This is a genomic window from Citrobacter braakii (genome assembly GCF_002075345.1).
GTDB classification, from domain to species: Bacteria; Pseudomonadota; Gammaproteobacteria; order Enterobacterales; family Enterobacteriaceae; genus Citrobacter; species Citrobacter braakii.
On sequence record NZ_NAEW01000001.1, the window covers coordinates 219,961 to 239,280 of the forward strand.

At 58.4% G+C, this 19,320-nt stretch carries 21 protein-coding genes; all 21 read right to left on the minus strand.

Annotated elements, in window-relative coordinates:
* Positions 1-7: 7 nt before the first annotated feature.
* The 21 genes from BZK42_RS01180 to BZK42_RS01280 all read right to left on the minus strand — a co-directional run bounded on the left by BZK42_RS01180 (position 8) and on the right by BZK42_RS01280 (position 19,320).
* A complete protein-coding gene (locus BZK42_RS01180; RefSeq protein ID WP_079796637.1) occupies positions 8-565 on the minus strand; it encodes a YmfQ family protein in 558 nt (185 codons plus the stop codon).
* Complete coding sequence (locus BZK42_RS01185; protein WP_080858599.1) at positions 556-1,638, minus strand: baseplate J/gp47 family protein; 1,083 nt, start codon at positions 1,636-1,638, stop codon at positions 556-558. The genes BZK42_RS01180 and BZK42_RS01185 overlap by 10 nt, the downstream gene beginning before the upstream one ends.
* A complete protein-coding gene (locus BZK42_RS01190) occupies positions 1,639-2,076 on the minus strand; it encodes a phage GP46 family protein (protein ID WP_079796639.1) in 438 nt (145 codons plus the stop codon).
* On the minus strand, positions 2,069-2,698 hold the full coding sequence (locus tag BZK42_RS01195) for a phage baseplate assembly protein V (RefSeq protein WP_080858805.1): 630 nt from the start codon (positions 2,696-2,698) through the stop codon (positions 2,069-2,071). The genes BZK42_RS01190 and BZK42_RS01195 overlap by 8 nt, the downstream gene beginning before the upstream one ends.
* Complete coding sequence (locus tag BZK42_RS01200; protein WP_080858600.1) at positions 2,691-3,815, minus strand: phage baseplate assembly protein; 1,125 nt, start codon at positions 3,813-3,815, stop codon at positions 2,691-2,693. The genes BZK42_RS01195 and BZK42_RS01200 overlap by 8 nt, the downstream gene beginning before the upstream one ends.
* Positions 3,802-5,235: a DNA circularization protein gene (locus BZK42_RS01205; RefSeq protein WP_080858601.1), complete on the minus strand. Its 1,434-nt coding sequence runs from the start codon at positions 5,233-5,235 to the stop codon at positions 3,802-3,804. Before BZK42_RS01205 ends, BZK42_RS01200 begins: the two co-directional genes overlap by 14 nt.
* Entirely contained in the window at positions 5,219-7,342 is a 2,124-nt protein-coding gene (locus BZK42_RS01210; protein WP_080858602.1) for a tape measure protein, read from the minus strand. The genes BZK42_RS01205 and BZK42_RS01210 overlap by 17 nt, the downstream gene beginning before the upstream one ends.
* 139 nt (positions 7,343-7,481) lie before the next feature.
* Positions 7,482-7,970, minus strand: coding sequence for a phage tail assembly protein (locus tag BZK42_RS01215; protein WP_080858603.1), 489 nt, complete (start codon positions 7,968-7,970; stop codon positions 7,482-7,484).
* Between the two features lie 10 nt (positions 7,971-7,980).
* Complete coding sequence (locus tag BZK42_RS01220; RefSeq protein ID WP_080858604.1) at positions 7,981-8,346, minus strand: phage tail tube protein; 366 nt, start codon at positions 8,344-8,346, stop codon at positions 7,981-7,983.
* Between the two features lie 8 nt (positions 8,347-8,354).
* The gene (locus BZK42_RS01225) at positions 8,355-9,857 is read right to left on the minus strand and encodes a phage tail sheath subtilisin-like domain-containing protein (RefSeq protein WP_080858605.1); all 1,503 of its coding nucleotides are present in this window, start codon (positions 9,855-9,857) and stop codon (positions 8,355-8,357) included.
* On the minus strand, positions 9,854-10,084 hold the full coding sequence (locus BZK42_RS01230; RefSeq protein WP_080858606.1) for a DUF2635 domain-containing protein: 231 nt from the start codon (positions 10,082-10,084) through the stop codon (positions 9,854-9,856). Before BZK42_RS01230 ends, BZK42_RS01225 begins: the two co-directional genes overlap by 4 nt.
* Positions 10,085-10,168: 84 nt before the next feature.
* On the minus strand, positions 10,169-10,714 hold the full coding sequence (locus tag BZK42_RS01235; RefSeq protein ID WP_080858607.1) for a phage protein Gp37: 546 nt from the start codon (positions 10,712-10,714) through the stop codon (positions 10,169-10,171).
* Positions 10,711-11,151 (minus strand): gp436 family protein, encoded by a 441-nt coding sequence (locus BZK42_RS01240; protein WP_249025118.1) that lies wholly within the window; start codon positions 11,149-11,151, stop codon positions 10,711-10,713. The genes BZK42_RS01235 and BZK42_RS01240 overlap by 4 nt, the downstream gene beginning before the upstream one ends.
* A complete protein-coding gene (locus BZK42_RS01245; protein WP_080858609.1) occupies positions 11,121-11,606 on the minus strand; it encodes an HI1506-related protein in 486 nt (161 codons plus the stop codon). Before BZK42_RS01245 ends, BZK42_RS01240 begins: the two co-directional genes overlap by 31 nt.
* Before the next feature lie 59 nt (positions 11,607-11,665).
* Positions 11,666-12,637 (minus strand): Mu-like prophage major head subunit gpT family protein, encoded by a 972-nt coding sequence (locus BZK42_RS01250; protein ID WP_080858610.1) that lies wholly within the window; start codon positions 12,635-12,637, stop codon positions 11,666-11,668.
* Positions 12,634-13,776 (minus strand): phage protease, encoded by a 1,143-nt coding sequence (locus BZK42_RS01255; RefSeq protein ID WP_249025119.1) that lies wholly within the window; start codon positions 13,774-13,776, stop codon positions 12,634-12,636. Before BZK42_RS01255 ends, BZK42_RS01250 begins: the two co-directional genes overlap by 4 nt.
* Positions 13,777-13,950: 174 nt before the next feature.
* Positions 13,951-14,427 carry a phage virion morphogenesis protein gene (locus BZK42_RS01260; RefSeq protein WP_079813630.1) on the minus strand — a complete coding sequence of 159 codons (477 nt, stop codon included), beginning with the start codon at positions 14,425-14,427 and terminating at the stop codon, positions 13,951-13,953.
* A gap of 121 nt (positions 14,428-14,548) precedes the next feature.
* Positions 14,549-15,871 carry a phage minor head protein gene (locus tag BZK42_RS01265; protein ID WP_080858612.1) on the minus strand — a complete coding sequence of 441 codons (1,323 nt, stop codon included), beginning with the start codon at positions 15,869-15,871 and terminating at the stop codon, positions 14,549-14,551.
* The gene (locus BZK42_RS01270) at positions 15,864-17,438 is read right to left on the minus strand and encodes a DUF935 domain-containing protein (protein WP_080858806.1); all 1,575 of its coding nucleotides are present in this window, start codon (positions 17,436-17,438) and stop codon (positions 15,864-15,866) included. The genes BZK42_RS01265 and BZK42_RS01270 overlap by 8 nt, the downstream gene beginning before the upstream one ends.
* Positions 17,438-19,126: a hypothetical protein gene (locus BZK42_RS01275; protein WP_080858613.1), complete on the minus strand. Its 1,689-nt coding sequence runs from the start codon at positions 19,124-19,126 to the stop codon at positions 17,438-17,440. The genes BZK42_RS01270 and BZK42_RS01275 overlap by 1 nt, the downstream gene beginning before the upstream one ends.
* Positions 19,123-19,320, minus strand: a complete 198-nt coding sequence (locus BZK42_RS01280) for a hypothetical protein (protein ID WP_080858614.1) — start codon at positions 19,318-19,320, stop codon at positions 19,123-19,125. The genes BZK42_RS01275 and BZK42_RS01280 overlap by 4 nt, the downstream gene beginning before the upstream one ends.

Consider the following 19,320-nt stretch of genomic DNA (forward strand, 5'->3'; position numbering starts at 1 on the left):
TGACCTCTTACTTATCGTGCGACTGGCTGCTTTCGTAGACGTAACGAAACGTCTGCCACGCTGGTTTATAACGGTTCAGAATGCACTCAAGGGCGCTGGCGTCGTAAATACGCAACGGTGTGAGAATGTTGTCGAGCACATTCATATGCCGGTAGCCAATGGTGGTTCTGACATTAATAATGCTTATCCACTGCGATTCCGGTGCGGGCTGGATATCGATATCAAACCCGAATCCCGCCGCCAGTTGGATATAAAACTCACGGTTAATTGAGGGCTTCATTCGGTACTTGTTACCGGCATAGCTTTGTCGTTCCTGCAGGCTGGCGCCGGTCATATCGCATTCAGGCAGGCCAAGAAATCGCTCCCAGTCACCCAGCAGCAGGTGCGACCTGTCCGGGAAACGCTCATCGAGCAGTTGTTGTCCCGTCCAGTCCACACGAGCCGTGGACTGACTCAGACCAAGACACAGGTTTGCCAGCACGGAATCCGGCGCTTTATTCCACGCCAGCCCGTCAGGGAGCAACTGGAGCAGTGCGCGCTGGTGTGGACTGAGGATCACAGCCATGCAATACTCCCCACGGTAAGCAGCTCCGTCGCGCCGGCGCTGACAGACGCCAGCGGGGAATGCAGTTCAAAATCATCCAGCATCTTCACACCGGCAACCGCCCGCCAGAACGCCGACGGCAGGATAATACCGCCCGGTCTGGCTTCGTTATAAAGCAGGTCGGTGAGCGCCTGTCTCACGGCCTGCTGGTTCTCTGGTGTGTTCGGCGCAATCTTTATCTGAAACGCGACAGGGTGATTAGTGAGTTTAAACACCTTCACCACCGGCCCCAATGCCTGACCGACCGGCTGACCCGTCGCCGGGTCAGGGTGGGATTTGATGTACTCTGCCACGCGAGCCACATCCCCCTCGCCGGGGAAAATATCGGGGTTATTATCCATCACAAATGTCACACCCAGACTGCCCGCCTGCGGCCATTCCGGCAGACACCACGAACGGGTAACGCCCGGTACTTCGCGCGCCCAGCGTTCAAAATCGTACTTTGTGCCGCCTGACGGCGGGTACTGTACGCGAAATTCAAGACGGGAAAGCAACTCAGACAGGGACTCCACATCCGCGCCACCGGTAATACCTGAACCTGTGACAGTGGCCGCCTGCACAATCCCGGCCTGCGGGGTGATAAACGTCAGCAATGTACCCGCTGGCGCATTACCGGCCGCACCTGGTTCAACCGCCACCAGACTGACCGTCAGCGTCCCGGCTCCGCCGCTTGTGGATTCGGTGATACGGTACAGGGTGCCGTCGCTGCGTTGCAGTTCTGCGCCGGTCTCCGCTGTCGCAGTGTCAGTCAGCGTCAGTTGTACCGGACCATCGGCACGCGAGGCGGGTTTACGGACAACCCCCCACCAGGCGCAGTGTTTCAGTAGTTCAGCCTCGTCAGCGTCGGACGGGATTATCTGGCGCGCAATCCAGGCCAGATGCTCATGCTCCTGGGCGGACAGCCCCGCTTGTGCATAACCAATGGCATGTAGCGTGGTTTCATCCAGTCCCGGCAGGGTGCCTTCCAGTCGTTGGCTGATATCCTGCTGTGTCTGGTTAATCAGTTGTGCTAAGGGTGTGGGTTGATACGGCATTTAAAACCCCTTTAAATCCGCTTCAAAAGCCATCGGGCGACGTGCGCCGTCAGGCATAACAAGTGATACTGAAAGCTGCAGGCGGTCACGGCCCACGCGTGCGGCCGTACAGGTGACCGACCTCACCAGTCCAGCCAGCTTCATCCAGGCAAGTGCCTCATCGGCATAGGCCGCCGTCCTTTCCACAACGGCTGGCACCGTCTTTTCGCGGTTCAGCAGCCACAGGCGCGAGCCGATGGGACGCGGGCGAAAACTGTCTGCCCACCATCCGCGCCGGTCGGTGGTGCCGTCCGGTATCGGGTCAGACGGTTGCGCGCGACGGTCGGTAAAGAGCGAGATAATGACGGCGGTTTCAATACTGTTATCCGTCAGCAGGTCGGGGCCGTTCAGCACCAGGTTGCCGCGACCGTTACGCCAGACAATCGCAATATCAGCCATTTTGCGGACCTCCCGTATTGCCGCCACGACCGTTCTCGTGATGGATGTGGCCACTGTAGGTCACACCGGCAATGGTCGCATCCGACATGGTGAAATGGCCTTTGGCGTTCCCGGTGCCGTCCAGGGCCAGATTGCCCTGAATATGGGTGTTCTGTTGTACAGTCAGGTTCTTCTGCACCGTCAGGTTGCCAGTGAAGGTGCCCTCAGGACTGTCAAACAGGATGTGATCGTCGGCATACACCTCCAGCGTTTTACACGTCAGAATGGCGCGACCGTCTTTTGTCAGGCGCAGGCGGTGGCCTTCGTAGTGGTAAATACCGCTGTCGCCGTCGGGAAGTCCTGTCGGGCGGTAACGTTTATCTTCAACCACCAGGATAACAGCCTGATCCCTGTCGCCCATCAGGCAGCCAAAAAAGGTCTCCGCCCCCGGCAGCGGGACGCTGATTTGTCCGTACTGCTGCGGGCGCTCCACGTCGTCAAACGTCTCACCGTCGAGCGAGGTCATCTGCGCGTTCTGCATCTTCAGCCCGTCGTTCGTGCCGGTCAGCACGCCACGCCCGAACAGCAGGCGAACGCCACGCATCAGGGGAGCAAGCATCCGCTGCAGGATGTCATCATTCATCATCGAATTTAATTCCCTGTTTTTTCATCTGCTGTAAGATCCAGGCGTCCACGCCGCCCCCTTCGCCACCAGTACCGCTGCTGTCAGGTTCTGCTGGCACAATAAAGCCGTCACGCGGGGCAAGCGTCAGGCGGGTCACTTCACCTTCCTTCGCATTGAGCGTAAATTCCACCTGACAAATCAGCAGGTCGCGCGTGTCCACGTTCACGCGGGGGGCAATAACGCGGGTCAGCAGGTTCACATCCCACAGCGCGCCGCCGTCCCGAAACCACCCCTTGGCCGTGGCGATAAAGCGCTCAGAACGCGCAATGGCGCGCCGTTCTTCCCGTATGGCTCGCTGGCGGGCCCCGTCTGCGGTAATTTTGTGATCGGCGAGGATCACTTTCGGGCGGTAACGAGTGATAGTCTTATCATCCGTCGTACCTTTGGGCGCCGCCAGCAACGCCGCCGCTTTTGCCTCGCCTTTGTGACCACCGCCGCCGCCATGACCTTTCACCTGGTATTCGCTGTAGCGGTTGCGCCAGTCATCAGTAAAATCCGCGTCCAGCAGGTTTTTACCCAGCTCCAGCGTGTCGGTCTGTCGGTTGCCCGCCTGGGTAAACACCAGGTCGCCATCGGCATTACTGGTGACCAGTACGCCACGGTGACGGGCGGCGCGGGTCAGCGCATCGCTGACCGTTTCGGACAGTTGCAGGGTAAAGGTGGCAAACGGCCTTGCGGCCGTGGCGTCACTGACCTGCCAGATAACCCGGATACCAAAGGGTTTACACAGGTCGCAGGCAATCTGCTCCAGCGTGCGGTTGTGCCACTGGCTGCCCTTAAAGACGGCAGAACAGTCCACCAAATCGCCGGTTTTGTCGCGGCCGGCAATGGTGATTTTGTTACTGGTGGCGGTAATTTTGTGCTTCACGGTATCGAGATAACCGGTAATGACCGTCACACCGTTAATCTGTAATTTCAGCGGCAGCCCCGGGGTGATACTGTCCGGGACGGGCTGACCGGGTATCATTAACTCCAGCTCAAAGGAGCCGGCCAGATGCTCCAGCGAACGGCGGATGCTGACGCTCACCCAGCCGGAGAAGATACTGCCCCCGATAAACAACTCAACGCGGCTCACTAATCACCTCCACCACATCACCCCCCGGCACAAACAGCGGATTGACAATGCCGTTGCGGCGGACAAAGCGCTGCCACTGCACGCTGTCACCGGTGGCCCGGTACAGCGTCACCAGGGCCGGCTCCGTCGTGCGAACCGTCACCGATGACATCCCCGGCAACTGCACCCCGCGCGTGGTTAAATCCTCAACCAGCGCCAGGCGGGCTTCACGCAGCGAGAGCGCCGTGCGGGGATAACCCTGACCGGAGAATTCCAGCACCTGTGCATCCAGCGCATTACCAAGCGAACGACTGACCGTCTGCACATCCGCCGCGCTCTCAAGAAGCGGGACCGTAACCGCAGATGTGGCTGTAGTGCCGACGCCCGCTTTTGCCGGCGCGCCGGACTGACTGACGGTGAGGGTCAGCAGGCTGCCCGCCGTCTGTATCTGAGCGAGTACAACGGCACTTTTCAGCACCGACTGCAACAGACGGATATTCGCCTGTGCTGCCGGTGTCAGACCATTCAGGCTGCGCTGGCCGTCCTGGATAACCAGCGCGTCATGCAGCGTGGAAAGCGCATGGTATAACTGCGTCCCCCCCTGGATTCTGACGGCCGTATCCGGCAAATCAAAACTCCCGGAAGGGGAAGTCGGCACAAGCGTGACCGCCAGCGTGCCGGGGGTGACTGGTGAGGCCGGACGCCCGGCACGGGCGGATTTGTGGCGTCTTTTGAGCAGGGACATTGCCGGCATCGAGGGCAGCGCAATCAGGCCGCTGAACACCCCGGCAAACTGTTGTGCCATGCGTAACGGGCTGGTAATCAGTGAGGTAATATTGCCCTTCATGGCAGTAAATGAGGCAGCAAAGGCGCTGATATCCTGCATGATCCCGACGCTGCTGACCGTGTTCTGCAGCGCGTCAATTTTTTCACTGACCGTATCGGCCATCGCCTGCAGATCGTGAAGATTGTCAGATACCACCGCCCAGCCATCTGCAAGGGTATTGAATACGCTGTTAAGCCCGCCGCCGGCACTGGCGGCCAGCGCGCTGGCGGTGTCTTTTTTCGCATCCGGGGCCGTGTCGTTCGCCTGCGGGGTGGCGTTGATGGTGAACTCAACCACGCGCTGTTCAGACACGTTATAACGGCTTTCAAAGTTGTCTATAAGAACACTCAAAGCGCCATAATCGGGATGAACCAGCTCGCCCGGACCGGGAGCATACAGCGCGTCACGCAGCGCCTTACGCTGTGCCTGCGCGTCGTCTCCCTCAACAATCACCGTAAAGGTGAACGCCGGCAGCTTAGGGCCGAGGTCATCCGCGCCGCCGGATTCGCGCAGCGGGTACTCACGCTTAACGATATTACGACCACCGCGCTCCCGTTGTTCCTTATAGACAAGGAAGGGAACGTTACGGAAGCTGCCTTTACCCGTAAGGGACATAGTTGCCTCCGCTGTAGAAATTCATATCAAGACCGAACGGATCGGAGTCATCAATATCAATACTGCGGGCCTGCCAGCCTTCCGGCGCAACCAGTTCCACACGGGCGCTCGCTTTCTGAATGGCCTGTCCGCTGCCGTTATCATTCCCGCCGGTGATTTTCTGATACGCGTCTGTGAGCCAGCCACCCAGGTAATCGCCGAGATAGCTGCCCACAGTTGAACCAATCACAGTCCCGACCGGACCTGCGAACGTCCCCAGCGCACCACCGACAACAGCCCCAACCCCGGAACCCACGGCGGCGCCCTTGTCATGGGTCGTCGCCTGACTGTCAAGCAGTGTGGGAGCCGCCAGCAGCGCAGCACCAAACGCACCGCCACCAAAACGCCCCAGAAGTTTCCCGCCCTTACCGAGCCAGCCCGCCACCTTACCCAGTCCCAGCTTGCTGCCGGCAGCAGAAAGCAGACCGCCAGCCTTACTGAGGCCGGGGATTTTGCCGAACCAGCCGCCGACACGGGACGCCATACGCCCGAAAAGACCTTTTTTGGCGGCGCTTTCGGCCAGCTCTTCGCCGGCGGTAACCACCGTTGAAACACCGCGCCCCTTGCCGGGGCCTTTTTTGGTGCGCCCGCTGCGGCGTTTTTTACCGCCGCCTTCCTCAATCAGGGTATTACCGCCATTGCCCCCGCCACCGGCCAGCGCACCCGCCGGCCAGTTCGTCACAAATACCGGCTGCACGGCCGCAGGATTGACACCTGAGAGGAAATTCATGAAGCGCCCGCCACGTCCGGGCGCAGCGCCGGGAATGACAGGCTGGCGTTTGCGGAAAGGGGATGTGACAGCGCCAACAGTGGCGAGACCGTAGCGAACGGGAGTAGCCGCCAGCCGTAACGCGCCCAGACCGACCGCACGACCAAAACGCAGGGCAGTACGGGCGGCATAGACCAGCAGAAGGTATTTGGCGAGGTTTTTTGCACCGCTGGCGATATTGTCCAGGGTTTTACCGTAGCCGTCGTCACGCAGTTGTTTTAACGCCTGGCGTGCGGCTTTGATTTTTTCAACAAGCCAGGTCACGGCATCCTTTGCAGACAGGAACGCCGTCAGCATTCCCTCGCCAACATCCTTCGCCAGCCCGTCAAACTGACCGGATTTCTGCATGTCGGCAACCGTATCGAGAATGCCGTTCATCTGGGTTTCCAGGAACTTGAACGGGCCGGTGTCCATGACACTCTGAGCGAACTGTTCCCAGTCCGACTGCATACGCATGACCATACCCGTCCAGGTGCCGGATGCTATCTTGGCCGCGCCCTTAGACTGTTCCTGCAATATCTGGAAGAATAACCGGATAGTGTCCGGCCCCAGTTTGCCTTTTTCGCCCAGATCGCGAATCACGCCAGGTTTAGTGTGGAGCCTTTCAGCCAGCACCTGATAAACGTTAATACCGTAACCGGCAAGCTGGTTGGCATCCTGTCCCTGAATTTTGCCGCGGGAATACATCTCGCGCAGTTGCAGGGACGCGCCTTCGATCATCTGCTTGTTCCAGCCGTGACGACCGGCCTGGTCTTCCAGCATATGGACGTACTTACGGGACTCGGCGTCACTCATCCCGTAACCGCGCGTGACCGCGTACTCTTCCAGGATCTGGCTCATACTCCAGGGCGCTTCCTGGGTGTTCTGTCTGGCCCACTTAATGGTGCTGTCCGTGGCGGTCGCGTCACCGTGGTTAAGCGAGGTGATGCGGGTTTTAAAATTCTCCATATGGGACGCGGGATCGAGAAACAACCGCTTGAACCCGTAAACCAGCGCGCCACCTGTAATCAGACCGTACAGGCGGGTAAGCGAACTAAAAACACCTTCCGCACTCAGCTTCAGGCGGTCCATGTCCGCCGAGACCGCATGAATGCCGCCGCGCATTCCCCTGAACGCCTGGCGCATACGGGAACTGGTGACTTCCGCTTCACCACCGAGACGACGCACCGCTGTCCCCACACCGCCGAGACCGCGCTGACCGGCGTGCGAAAACACTCCCAGGTCCTGCGACCACTGGCGGGATTTGGTGGAGATATTGCCGAGTAAATCGACAATCAACGAGGCTTTCAGGTTCTTCATCGGCGGTTATGCGTTCTGTCGTTTAATGATTTTTTCTGCCTGTCTGCAGTGCCGGTAAAGCTGCGATAAGGGAAGGCCAAGTGCCCACTGCGGGCCGCCTTTAGTGACCATTCCCAGCACGATCGCTGCTTCCTCTAACTCATTCCGGCACCGCGCCCAGTCGCCCCTTGTCACCTGCCAGCTTTCCGGCCAGCGCCGTATCGCGCAGGTTAACCGCCACCATCAGACGGGACAGGTCACGCTCGCTCAGTTGCCCGATTTGCAGCAGCGAGAGCGGTCCTTCGATTTCGCCCACGGCGGCAATCTGGCGGCGCAGCAGCGCCACGCCGCGCAATGACGGGGAGGCAATCAGCACCGGACCATTACGGGTCTCGATGTAGCGTTCCGCTTCGGTTTCCGCATCAATAGAGTCTTTCGCCGACAGTTCGCGGAAGGTGACGCGGTACTCGCGCCCCTCGCCGAACGGCAGGCCATCGAGCAGGTCTACGTAGCCTTTCTGTAACTGTTCCGTCAGTCCCGCCGTGCGCGGGTCATCACCGTCCAGCGCCTGCTGAATGGCATTCAGTACCGCCTGATCGTTCTCGCCGGCATCTTTCTTCGGGGGTGTTTTTCGTGTCTTTGCGGTCATGTCTTACTCCTTACTGCACGCGGGTACTTTTGGCGCAGGCAAACTTTGCGGAGATCTCGCCGTTACCGGTCAGGGACGCAGGCTCTGAACTCCACGCCTTTGTCATCATATGGACCTCGCCCACATCGGTTACCACCTCAATAGTGACGCTTGTCCAGGTATTGATATCACTGGTGCCGGGAGAATCATCACCGCCCGCCGGGAACTTACACTCCAGCGTGGCCTCTTTGGGTTTCTGGCGATAACCGTAAACCCCGGCCCCTTTAACCACCTCGCGTTCATGACCGGACGGGGTAAAAGTCGCTCCGTCCAGCGTGGCGTACTCGCTGCCGTTCACGCGAATGGTCGCCACGCCCTGATACTGATTTCCTGCCATTGTCTACCTCACAGAATGAAACGAAGCTGTGCGGCGAAGAACCGGAACTGGTTAACCAGGTCAGGCGTACACAGCACATCAAGACGATTACGATCGCTGGTATTACGCTCTACCAGCAGATTCTTTTTGAACGTGTCCAGGTTCTCGACTAATCCCTGATCAACCCATTCCTCACCGAGCGCAATAAGCTGCAGCGACATGATTTTGGGCGTCACAATGGGCTGTCCCGGTGCCACAGGCGTATCGTCATCAGCCAGTTTGTGGCGCGGGAATCGCTGTGTGACGAAGGTGCGCAGGGAGTAACGCAGGTACGCCAGCGTGTAGATGGTTTCGATATCGAGATAGCTCGGATCAACGTCACCGTATCTATTGACACGGTACATCGTCACCTGGCGCTCAATCTGCACCACGTCGCCAGCCGCTACGGTGACGGTCGCAATGCCGCCGTGCAGCAGCAGGTTACGCTCCTCGCGGGTCAGGCGGTCAGCAAGCTGAGGAGCCATGCGTGACGACACCGCCAGCGTCTGGAGCGGCCGGGCCGGGTCGATGGACAGCGACGGCGCGCAGGTCGCACAGATGGACGCCGCCCAGATGTAATCCGGTTCGGGCGCTTTGGGAACGGCGCTGCAGGTAAACAAGAAATCGTTGCGGGACTCACCGAACGCGGTGATTTCGCCCTGCGTGCCGGTATGCGCCATCCATACCGCGCCGTCGGACATTTTCACCGGCCCCCAGCGTTTAAGCAGTTCGGCGCTGAGGATGTTGAGGTTAGCCTGGTCCTTATACGGCATCACCACATAGTTGTACTGACGTTCGCCCATATTCGCGACACTGCGGGTGATATCCGGGTTAGCGGCTTTTGCCGCCGGCGGCGCAATCACCACCGTCAGACCGTCCGGCGTGGTTTCACCGTCGTAATAGTTCAGGCGGATATCGTGAGCGGAGCACTCACCGATAAATCGGGAGGTCATCGATACCACGCTGCTTGTAGCGTCCACATCAGCGCCGGCGGGAGCCGCAGACGCCGCCGTAAAGGGCGCATCGCGATCGGCATTAATCAGCGCGGCCAGTTTGTCAGCCAGTGCCTTACCCTGCTGGCCGCTGGTGACTGCCACCTGGTAACGACGCCCGCCAACGTAGACCCTGAGCACACCGTCACCGGTGGCCGTGCCACTCAGTGTCAGACTGCCGGCGTCAGCTTTACCGGTCCCGGCTCCCTGAGCAATCACGTACAGCTCGGTATCCGGGTTAATGGCGATAAACTCTTTGACCATCCAGGCCAGCATTGAGCCACGACCAAACAGGCTGCTGGCCTGCGAATCGCGGGTGATACGTACCGGCGTATCGAGCTGCCCGGCCCCGTCAACCTTGTCACCTTTCAGGTTTGCCTGACCGAACATCAGTACCGTCTGGTGTTGTGCGGGTGTTCCCACCACCGCCATTGAGTTGTCAAACTCAATCTGCGCCAGTGGAATACGGTTGTCGTTCTGGATCTCGTTAAAACCAATCATGCTTTTTTCTCCACGGCGTCAGCGTTAGCGTCAGTCACTTTCGCTTTTCCGGCGGTCACGGCTGGCTGCGCCTCATTCGGATTGAGTTCGAGCACATCGCCGTCATCCAGCCGGCGGCACCAGTACGGGGTGAAGGGTTTCTCCTCACCGCCAGGCTTTAAAAATTCCAGCGTGTCAGGGTCGCGAACCATGCGTCCCGGCGCAGGTTTAATAAAGAAGGTTTTCATAACAAAATCACTCCGATTAACAGGAACCACGGCCACGCCACGTTACCGGCAATTGCCAGGCAGCCAGCGATAAACAACATCAATTTACCCATGACGCTCCTCCCCATACCCCGGCAGGTCGATATGCGCCTCAAACGCGGGTGTGCCGTCAGGTTCGCCGAACGTCTCGTAATGACGAAGAAAGTCAGCGAGCGTGCTGATATCGGTCAGCGGGTCGATGATTTCTTCACAGGTAAAATGCAGTGCGTACAGCACCACACCGGCAGAACTCTGAATCACGGAAGCCAGGTTATCCGCCCTGGCAAACGCCAGCGGCGAGGCCGTTCCCGCTTTAAAACCCGTCATACCCGCCAGCAGAACCGCCACCATCTGATACATCCCGATACGGTTTGTCTCGCGGCCGTTTAACATGCTGCCGACCACGTAGAACACCCAGTGGCTCACCATGCGGTTACGCGTGCGCGGTTCTCCGGCGCCCAGCCACGCCACATACACAGAAGGCGGCAGCAGCATCAGCTTTTTCAGGGTAGCTTCGCTCCAGTCGCCCGGATGCGTGTCCACCTTTTTAAGGCGGTTGCCAAAGAGGGAACGAATACGATCCAGATAAGCCTTTTCGGTATCGGCAATCATATGAACCCCTTCTGGTTGCGCCCGAATACCGGCGCTTCAGCCTGCATCTGCGGCAGGTCGTCAGACTCTGGCGCGCTGCCGGCTTCGTCCACGCCAATCGGAATACTGCCGTTCTTCACCTCCCGCAGCCAGGTGAGCGCCTCGCGGTAACGATCGCGCGCCTGATCGGAAGGCTGCTGGTCGCACAGGTAATAAAAGGCAACGGCGCAACAGTGCTGTACCAGCACCTGCGGCACAACGGCCAGCGGCAGGGTATATTTCGCCGACAGATAGCTGTCAGCCAGCGCGCCGGCATCATTCAGCGCCTGCGACAACTTCTTCTCGTTGAGGTCGTCCGTTCCCGGCAGCCTCAAGAGATCATCAAGATTTTCGTATCTGTCCCGCATATCCTGCGCGCTGGCGTACATCATTTCTGGCGCTCCTGGCGCGCCGTCCATGCGGCGTCCACCTGTGCTTTGGTGACGGGCTGGCCCAGCTCATCACTGACAGCCTTTACGCCCGGCACGCCGGATTTGGTGAAGCTCTGCGGGTCAGCGCGGGCAATCAGCGCATCTATCGCCTTGTTAATCTCGGCTGGCGTCACATCACTGCCTGCATTGACAACATCCACCAGGTTTTGCACGCCAGCCTCACCAGATGGCGCGGCTGCCGACTGAACCGACACCACAATGAGGCATGGGTCAGCCTGTAAGATATCGAGCGTGGCCTGTGGCACGTTCTCAAGCGTCTGTTTACCGCGTATAAAGCGGATGCCGGCGCGAATGTAGCGCTCACGCGGACAACGAACCTCAACGATAAAAAAGCCTGACGGAGTAACCTGGCTATCTCCGTCAGTCCCCGGGTTATCCGTTGCGCCGCCCGGTAAAGCAGCGTTGTTTTCCTGTTCTGACATGGCACTTTTACCCCCTTTGAAAACGATTTAAAGGCGGGATGAACCCGCCGTGAAACGGGTTATGCCGTGGCAGCCGTCGCGGCCGGCATCCAGTTAGCAACAACCAGCGAGACCTTGCCCTTGAGTTCGTTGGTGGTGGTGGCGCCACCATCAACGGTCAGCTCGCGCTCAAGCAGTTTGGTGGCGACTTTCTCAAGAGACGGCGGCACCACCAGAACGGACGGACGCAGACCCAGCGGACGACCACCGTCAGCCTTGCGGTCCGTAATGGCCTGCCACGCTTCCCAGAACATGTCACCGTCGAGCGGGGCCTTCATCATCTGCGCCATCTGCCAGAAGCCATAGCCGACGTTGGATCGCAGGGATGCACCGAACACAATCTGGTTATCGGTGAAAGTCACGCCCGTTTTCGGGTCGGCCTGCATCACCAGTTCCGGGTTGCGGCGGTTCTGGTAGATGATCGGCTTAATGACGCGGGTGCAGTCCATCAGATACCAGCCGGGGCCGGTGTAAGCGGTGGTGGCACCTGCTGCGCCAACTTTCGCGGTAAACAGATTCGACGTCGGCACCATTTTTCCGGTGCCATCCACCTTCTCGTAGACCGGGTGCTCGGCGTCAAAGAAGTTCTGGCCGTCATAACAGGCGGTTTTGTCGGCGTTCGCCAGCGCCTGGAAGACCAGCTCATCCGGGAAGCAGCCCGCCGCGCGGCCCATTTCCTGGAAGATGGGGGAATAGATACCGAGAATATCGTCATCGAAATCGTCGCGGGAAATCGCGACCGTATCTTCCCAGGTTTTGTTGGTAATCGAATACCCGTGCGCGGCCATCTGCTGCATGACACGCGTCCCGATCCACTCCCGGAAGTGCGGGAACTGACCCAGCCAGCCGAAGGTGTTGGAGCGGGTGTTGGATGTGACAGTCATCGCAATCTGTTTGTACTGCGAGGCCGCCATGCCCAGACCGTTCTGAAAATCGGATTTATACCCCGTAAACAGGGCTTCAATCATGGCGGGGGTGGTTGGTGTACTCATTGGTTAACCCCTTTAGCTTTAAGAAATTCTTCCTCGGTCTTGCCGAGCATTTTCATTACCTGAAGGTCTTCCGCTGACAGGGCGGCAGATTTGGTTTCTTTCTTCGGCACGTTCACCGTGTCCGTCTGTTTCGCGGTCAGGGCGGCAATCGGCTGACGTGCGTCCAGTTGCGCGGACAACGCCGCAACACCAATCTGTTTCCCAAGGCCTTCGTAATAACCGCGCTCAGACTTAAATACGCGTCCCTCGGATTCGGCCTTATCCAGCACCTGCTCAAGCGTGGTTGTACCGTGTTCAGCAGACAGGGTGACGTACTGCGTACGCAGGGCGTTGTAGGTCTCAACCGGGACGAACTTCGTCAGGTCAACGTCACCGGCGGCGGTGGTACTGGCCTGTTTCGCGGTATCCAGTTCAGCGGACAGCGTGGCAACCTGCGTTTTCAGTTCGTCGTGTTTGCCGGCTTTCGCCTGAATATCCGTCAGCGCTGACAGGGCTGCCGTACCAAGTTCCGGCGTCAGTTCGCCATCGTCTGGCACGGTCAGGCCGAGCGCCGCCAGTAACTGGCGTAATTGCTCATTCATGGGGGTTAACTCCATCGAGGGGGTGGTTACATACAGGTCGTCAGCGCTGAGGGCCGCGACGGACTTCATACCGGTAATAGCTGGATCGTTCGTCAGGGACGCAATACGAATGGAGGCCGGTTCGCCGTTATCAACGTAATACTCCAGCTTCGCCGAGAGATAGGCATACTCCAGATCGTCGATATGCTTCTGCGCCTGCGGCGTCCAGGTGGGCTTAATGAAAATCCCCTGGCCTTCACGCCACTGCACGCTGTCAGCTTTGACCCAGCCGGCCGCCACGGCCTTAATGCCTTTCTCCTGAGCAATTTCGGAGTGGTGGTCGTAGTCAATCAGCAAAGGCTGTTTAAGGGCAGCAAGGTTGGCCTTAATACGGTCACAGGACTTTTTATTGATAAGCCAGCCCGCGGCGGGCTTTTTGGGCCTGCCGTCGCGCGCTCTGACCCGACCGGCCGGCAGCAACTGGCACCATCCATCATCGGATGATGCCAGTGAAGCCGAGAGAGCCGCGGTCTCTGTGTGGCGCTGAGCGCCTGTCGCTTTTAAGGTGTTCGTCGTCATGACCGGCAGCTTATGACGGTCAGGCGAGAGGGTGGGTTTGCGGTAAATCAGTAAAAAACAGGACAGGGAAAATGGATCGCAGGGATGATCCATTTTCAAACCGTTTCAAAACAGTTTCAAAAATCGCTGTGCGCGTTTTAAATGCGTCAGGAGTACGAAGACACCCCCGGAAAATTACGACGCGTCCACGGCCTTCTCAAAGCGTTTTTTGATAAGGCTCAGGATTTCCTTTTCAGCAACCTTATCAAACCCCATATACGGACGTGCAGGAATGGCCGCCGGCCCCGGTCGCATATCAGGCGTTCCGCCCCACTGGTGAATCGCCGCGTAAGGCTCACTGGAGCCTATCATCGCATACGTATCGCCGTAGTCAGTGGTCATTTCACCGGCAAGCTTGCCGTGCAGCGTCAGGATTTTACCAGGAATATAACCGTGCTTTGTGCGCCATGCCCGCCACGGCTCTGACCACTCATGCCATTTGTCGCCATCAGGTTCTTTTTGTTGCTCAAAGGCCATTTCAGACGACGACAGCAGGCTGGCCGCCACGGAGCGGGTTAGCCCCTTACCGTTATCACCCATCGCCTGCAGTTCCAGAAACACACGCTGCAGGCGCTTAACATCAATGACCACTGCGGCATCAATTGTAGACATGTTGCCCCCCGGCGAATAAATAGCGTAAAATGTAGTCAGCGGTTGATGTACGCTTAACTGGTAAAGTGGTGCTAGCCTTCGGGCGAAGGACTTTTGCAGGTTCGACCCCTGCCATTAACCGCTAATCCACTTCCCCTTCGAGTAGTTCCAGTTTTCCACTACGAATATCAGCTTTAAGATCGCTGACATCGCGAATTCTGTAAGTGTTGATCACTACGTCAAGCTGATCCGGCTGGCGTTTAATACCAAAAGGTGCATTAACCACTATCTTTGCCAGACCGTCTTTTGTGGTCACTATATACATCAGGTTATTGTGAGACTTGTCCCATAATACCGCTTCGGGATGAGCCAGCAGCGCAGGCAGCAACTGAAAATCGTCGGCCTGCAGCGCAACCCCCGTCAGGTGATGCTTGTCACTGTCGGCGTGCAGCACGTTCTTACCGCTCATTGCCAGCAGTCGGGCAGGCGGTTCACCGGTACGTTGCTCAACCGCACCTGCAACGGATTCAGACATAAAGCCCAGCGTGCGGATATCGTTACCCCCGCGTCGGCTTTCCATGATGTTTTTCGCCCAGATACGAAACGCCAGTTGCCGCTCCGGGCTGTTGTTCAGCTCTTTTACCACCATCTCGCGAAGCTGAGGGCTTTTGACTTCAATCAGCTTACGGATAAGCGTCTGATCGAGGCCGAACGCCGCCGAACCGGGGTTATATGACCAGCCAACATCCGGGGTCATGACGCGCGCACCATCTGCGAAGGTGGTCACGTCCATATCAATGATTTCGCCGGTCGCCTTATTCACCGCCGCCTGTACCTTCTTCGTGGTGAGGTATTTATCGCCCTGCGTGGCTTTCAGACCCAGCGCATCCATACGCGCCTGTGACAATGCACGGACGCGGCAGCGGCAGTTCCAGCCGTTCGGCGGATAGTGAGTTTTCCAGAAGGGGTCATCATAGCGGAACACCAGACCGTTAAGCGCGGCGTGAGAGGGGCGCGTGCGGCTGTCCATCACCGCCACATACTGCCAGAACGGGTGCGTGTCGGTACTGTTCATCAGTTGCGCATAGCGCCCGACGTTGTACGCCACGCGGGTATTGACGTTATATATCAGCGCCAGACGGCGGGGACTGCCAAGCTGGACGGTTTCGGCGTTGCCGGCACTGTCCACGATAACCTGTTTACCCCACCATCCGAGTTTTTTCAGGCGGGGTGCGAGGGTATCGATAAACTCCTGCTGACTGACACCCTGCGATATGGCCCTGTTCACCTCATCCTGGATAGTGGTCAGCACGTCCACACGCGCGGCTTTTGCCACCGTAAACGAGCGGGCGTGAACGTCTGCGGCCGTCTCGTACCAGTTCCAGCCGATATGCTGCCCTTTAGCCCGGAAATACGCGATCGCCTCTTTGGGCTCAAGGGTGGCGGCGTAACCTAAATCAATCAAGGTCGTCCACCATACCCTTTACTTCCGCCGCAAACATCGCATCCGTCAGCAGTGCCATCAGCTTTTTATCGTCCATCTGCTGATACAGTTCCGGCAGGTCAGACAGCGCGTCCGCCAGCCCCTTCGTTTTAATCGCGTTGATAACCGGCTCCAGCACCGGATCAATCGCCGCCTGCAGAACGCCGGCGGGAACGGAATCACCCAGGTCGTCGAGTTCATCACGCGGGCCGGTTGTGACCGGCGCGGGTAGCTGCGCCGAGAGCGCTGCCTGCTTTTCCTGACGCTCCGGCCGCTCCGGCGGTGGCAGGGTCATTTCCGGGCTGGCGATGGTAAATACCGGCTCGTCCCCGACCGGTTCAGGTATGCCTGTCTGGTCACGAATCCACGCCAGCGGCACCGGCATCCCGGCTCCGAGCTGCACGACGGCCGCAGTGATTTTGGTGATATCGCCCGGCTCTTTGGTCTGGAAGGCCAGACGCGGCAGGCGACGAACATCTACCGCGTGGGTGGTATTGAGCGCGTACAGCGGATAGACCAGATCGCGGGTTAGCGTGGTGGTTAACTGGCGCAGGTCAGCATCGCGGATCTCTTTGCGCACCTCGTCATGTACTTCACCGAGGCTGCGGGCGCCTTTGTCGCCGGCATCTGTGGTTAATGTACCGCCAAGAATAGCCTTAGAAATGGAACGTTCGCCCCACTGCATCATCGCCAGGAACGGGTCAGCCTGACCGCTGGCCGCCGCCTCAAACTCCAGACTCATCCCGGTCGGGATAATACCGCCGGTACGCCGTCCGATTTCCATCACCGCCCGCATCAGGGCGGCTTTCTGGCCCGGCGTGGCCCCGGACGGATATTTACCGACCTTCATCGGCAGGCCGTACACCTCCAGAAACTCCGCCAGATCACGCACGGAATAGTTTTTGAAGATAAACGGCCAGATAAGCGTGCGCACCAGCCCCTGCGCACCGGCGTAACCGGTACGCGATCGCGCCTGATGAACAATCCAGCCGAACGGCTGGAACGGGACGCCTTCGGCGCTGCCGTCACGCAGCCGCAGCTCGCTGAAATCCTGCGGATTGAGGCAGAAGTGCGCCGCGTCACGCCAGATAACCTTATTGATTACAAACGCGCGACCAATGCGGCCCCATTCGATCTCCTGGCAACTGTAGCCCTTGAGAATGGCGTCAGTGGCATCAAAGAGCATCGCATCGAACCAGTCTGCGCCATGAAGGTACTCGTCGAGCATCTCCGCGTCTTTCTTTTCCTGCGCGGTGGCGCTCGACGGCGGCACAATGCTCCAGGGGACGCTCTGTATCGCCAGCCGGCGCTTGCTGAGTTCGGCGAACAGGTGGGTGTCTTTCTCCTCGATGTCGGCCGCAAGGTCGGACTGCGCCATCAGGTCGCCCTGTTCGGCAGCGCGAAGACACTGTGCCGCCCGGTTCGGGGTGATGCCCGATGCCGGGTGTTCAATAAAGCGGTTCGCTATCTGTGGGATATCCAGTACCGCCGTCTGCATCTGTGGATCAAAGTCGAACGGCTGTCCGTCCAGGTCTACAATTTTGCCCATTACCAGCATCCCCGCTCAAATTCGTGATACGCGCTGTCGGCGTCTTCTTCCTCCGGCGTCATAAAGAACCGTCCTCTGTCTTCGGCGTCTTCCATCGTGCGCCCGCGTTCCGGCATCGCCAGACACGCCTCGTCATCAAGCACGAAGCCATCCATATAAGAAGCCCGGTTCGCCATACACAGCGCCACCGCAAAGTCACCATGACGACGGCTGCCGGCAGCGGTGGCGTTCTCGTCTTTGGTGCGCCCCTTGTCAATCTGCGGAGTACCGGCCACCACCTTGATATGACGCAGGTCATCAAGCGTCGTCTGGTGGCGGGCAACAAAGATATTCTGATCTTCAAACTCCGCTTTCAGCTTCGGCATCCACTCGCCGTACCACTTCGCCGACAATATCACACTGTCAACCAGTTCAGGACCGAACCGCTCAAGCGCCGCCTCAGCCAGATAGCCGCCGTTGCCGGTGGCATCAAATGCCGCCCCGATAAGTCGGGTAACGCGCTCCAGGATATAGAGCATGATTTGCTTCTGCTGCTCGTAGGGCATATTGCGCAGTTCGACACGAAACGCTTCGCGCTTCTGCAGGTCTTCGGTGATTTCAAGCAGGGTAAAGCAGGTCAGATCGCCGCGACGGGCAAAGTCTTCGCCGAAGCTGTAGCGCGAGCGTGGATTAAGGGCGTTTAAAAGCGGTTTTAAATGCGCTTCACACCAGGCGTTAATCTCAGACTCGCGCAGCCAGGCCGCACGGCTGAGAAAATCTTCCGGCGCTTCGAAGGTCAGAATGGGAATGCCGCGTACCATCGCCAGCTCAATAAGCGCATGGGGAATATAGGCACCGCCGGACTTTTTCGGCACGCAGCCGTATTCCTCGTCAGCATCCTCTTTACTGGGGGCATTCCTGTAGAGGTCGTCACGCCACTTCTTCTCCGTCTGGGGCGACCATACCTGACCAGTGACATAGCAAATGCGCTTATACAACCCGTCAGCAATGGCATCGTCGAGGGTGATACGGTGTACCGAATAGTCTTTGCGCCCCTCGCGGGCTTCCTGAATGTACTGATTAAAGAGGTTATCAACGCCGTTATGGGTGGAAATGATCCGCACGCGTGCACCCCACATGGTGAGCGCCATTGCCGCTTTCAGCAGTTCGTCGAGGGACTCATGGAAGGCCGCTTCATCAATGACAACATCCCCCTGCAGGCCGCGCAGGTTAGACGGTCGCGAGGACAGCGCCTGGATCTTAAAGCTGCTGTTGGGGAAGCGAATCATGTAAGTCAGGATTTCTTCTTTCTTTTCGCTGTCCCAGAAGGTCTGCTCATACACGTCGGCCTGCGCGAGCTGGTTAAAGGCTCTGGCAAACAGGGCGCAGGCAGAAATATATTCCAGCGCCATCTCCTGTTTGGAACCGACGTAAAATACATTACGACCACCGCGTTTCTTTGGCTTTGCAGCGGTAATAACGTTACGGGCGGCTTCCGCCCAGGTCAGACCGGTACGACGGGATTTTTCGGCAATACAAATCTGACTCTCGTCTTTAAACCATTTAGCCTGATAACCGAGAAGCACCGGCATACGTTTGGGGAGATCGAGTGATTCAGGCACGTCAACGCCCAGCAGGGCTTTTTGCTCGGCGAGGTCGATTTTGCGGGGGGGAGTCAGGGCAACAAGGCGCTTTTGCTCGTCACTCATACTTTTTTGACCTTATCTTCCAGCACAGCAAGTGCCGCTCTGGTGAACACCTCCCGATCAATTCCTGAAGCAATCACCTTTTCGACGGCACAGCGACACCGACGCAATGCACTGTCATTCACGCATGAAGCCGTTCTGAACGCCTGTTCATGTGCATCGGATAACAGTGCGTACCAGTCATATTTTCGTTGCAT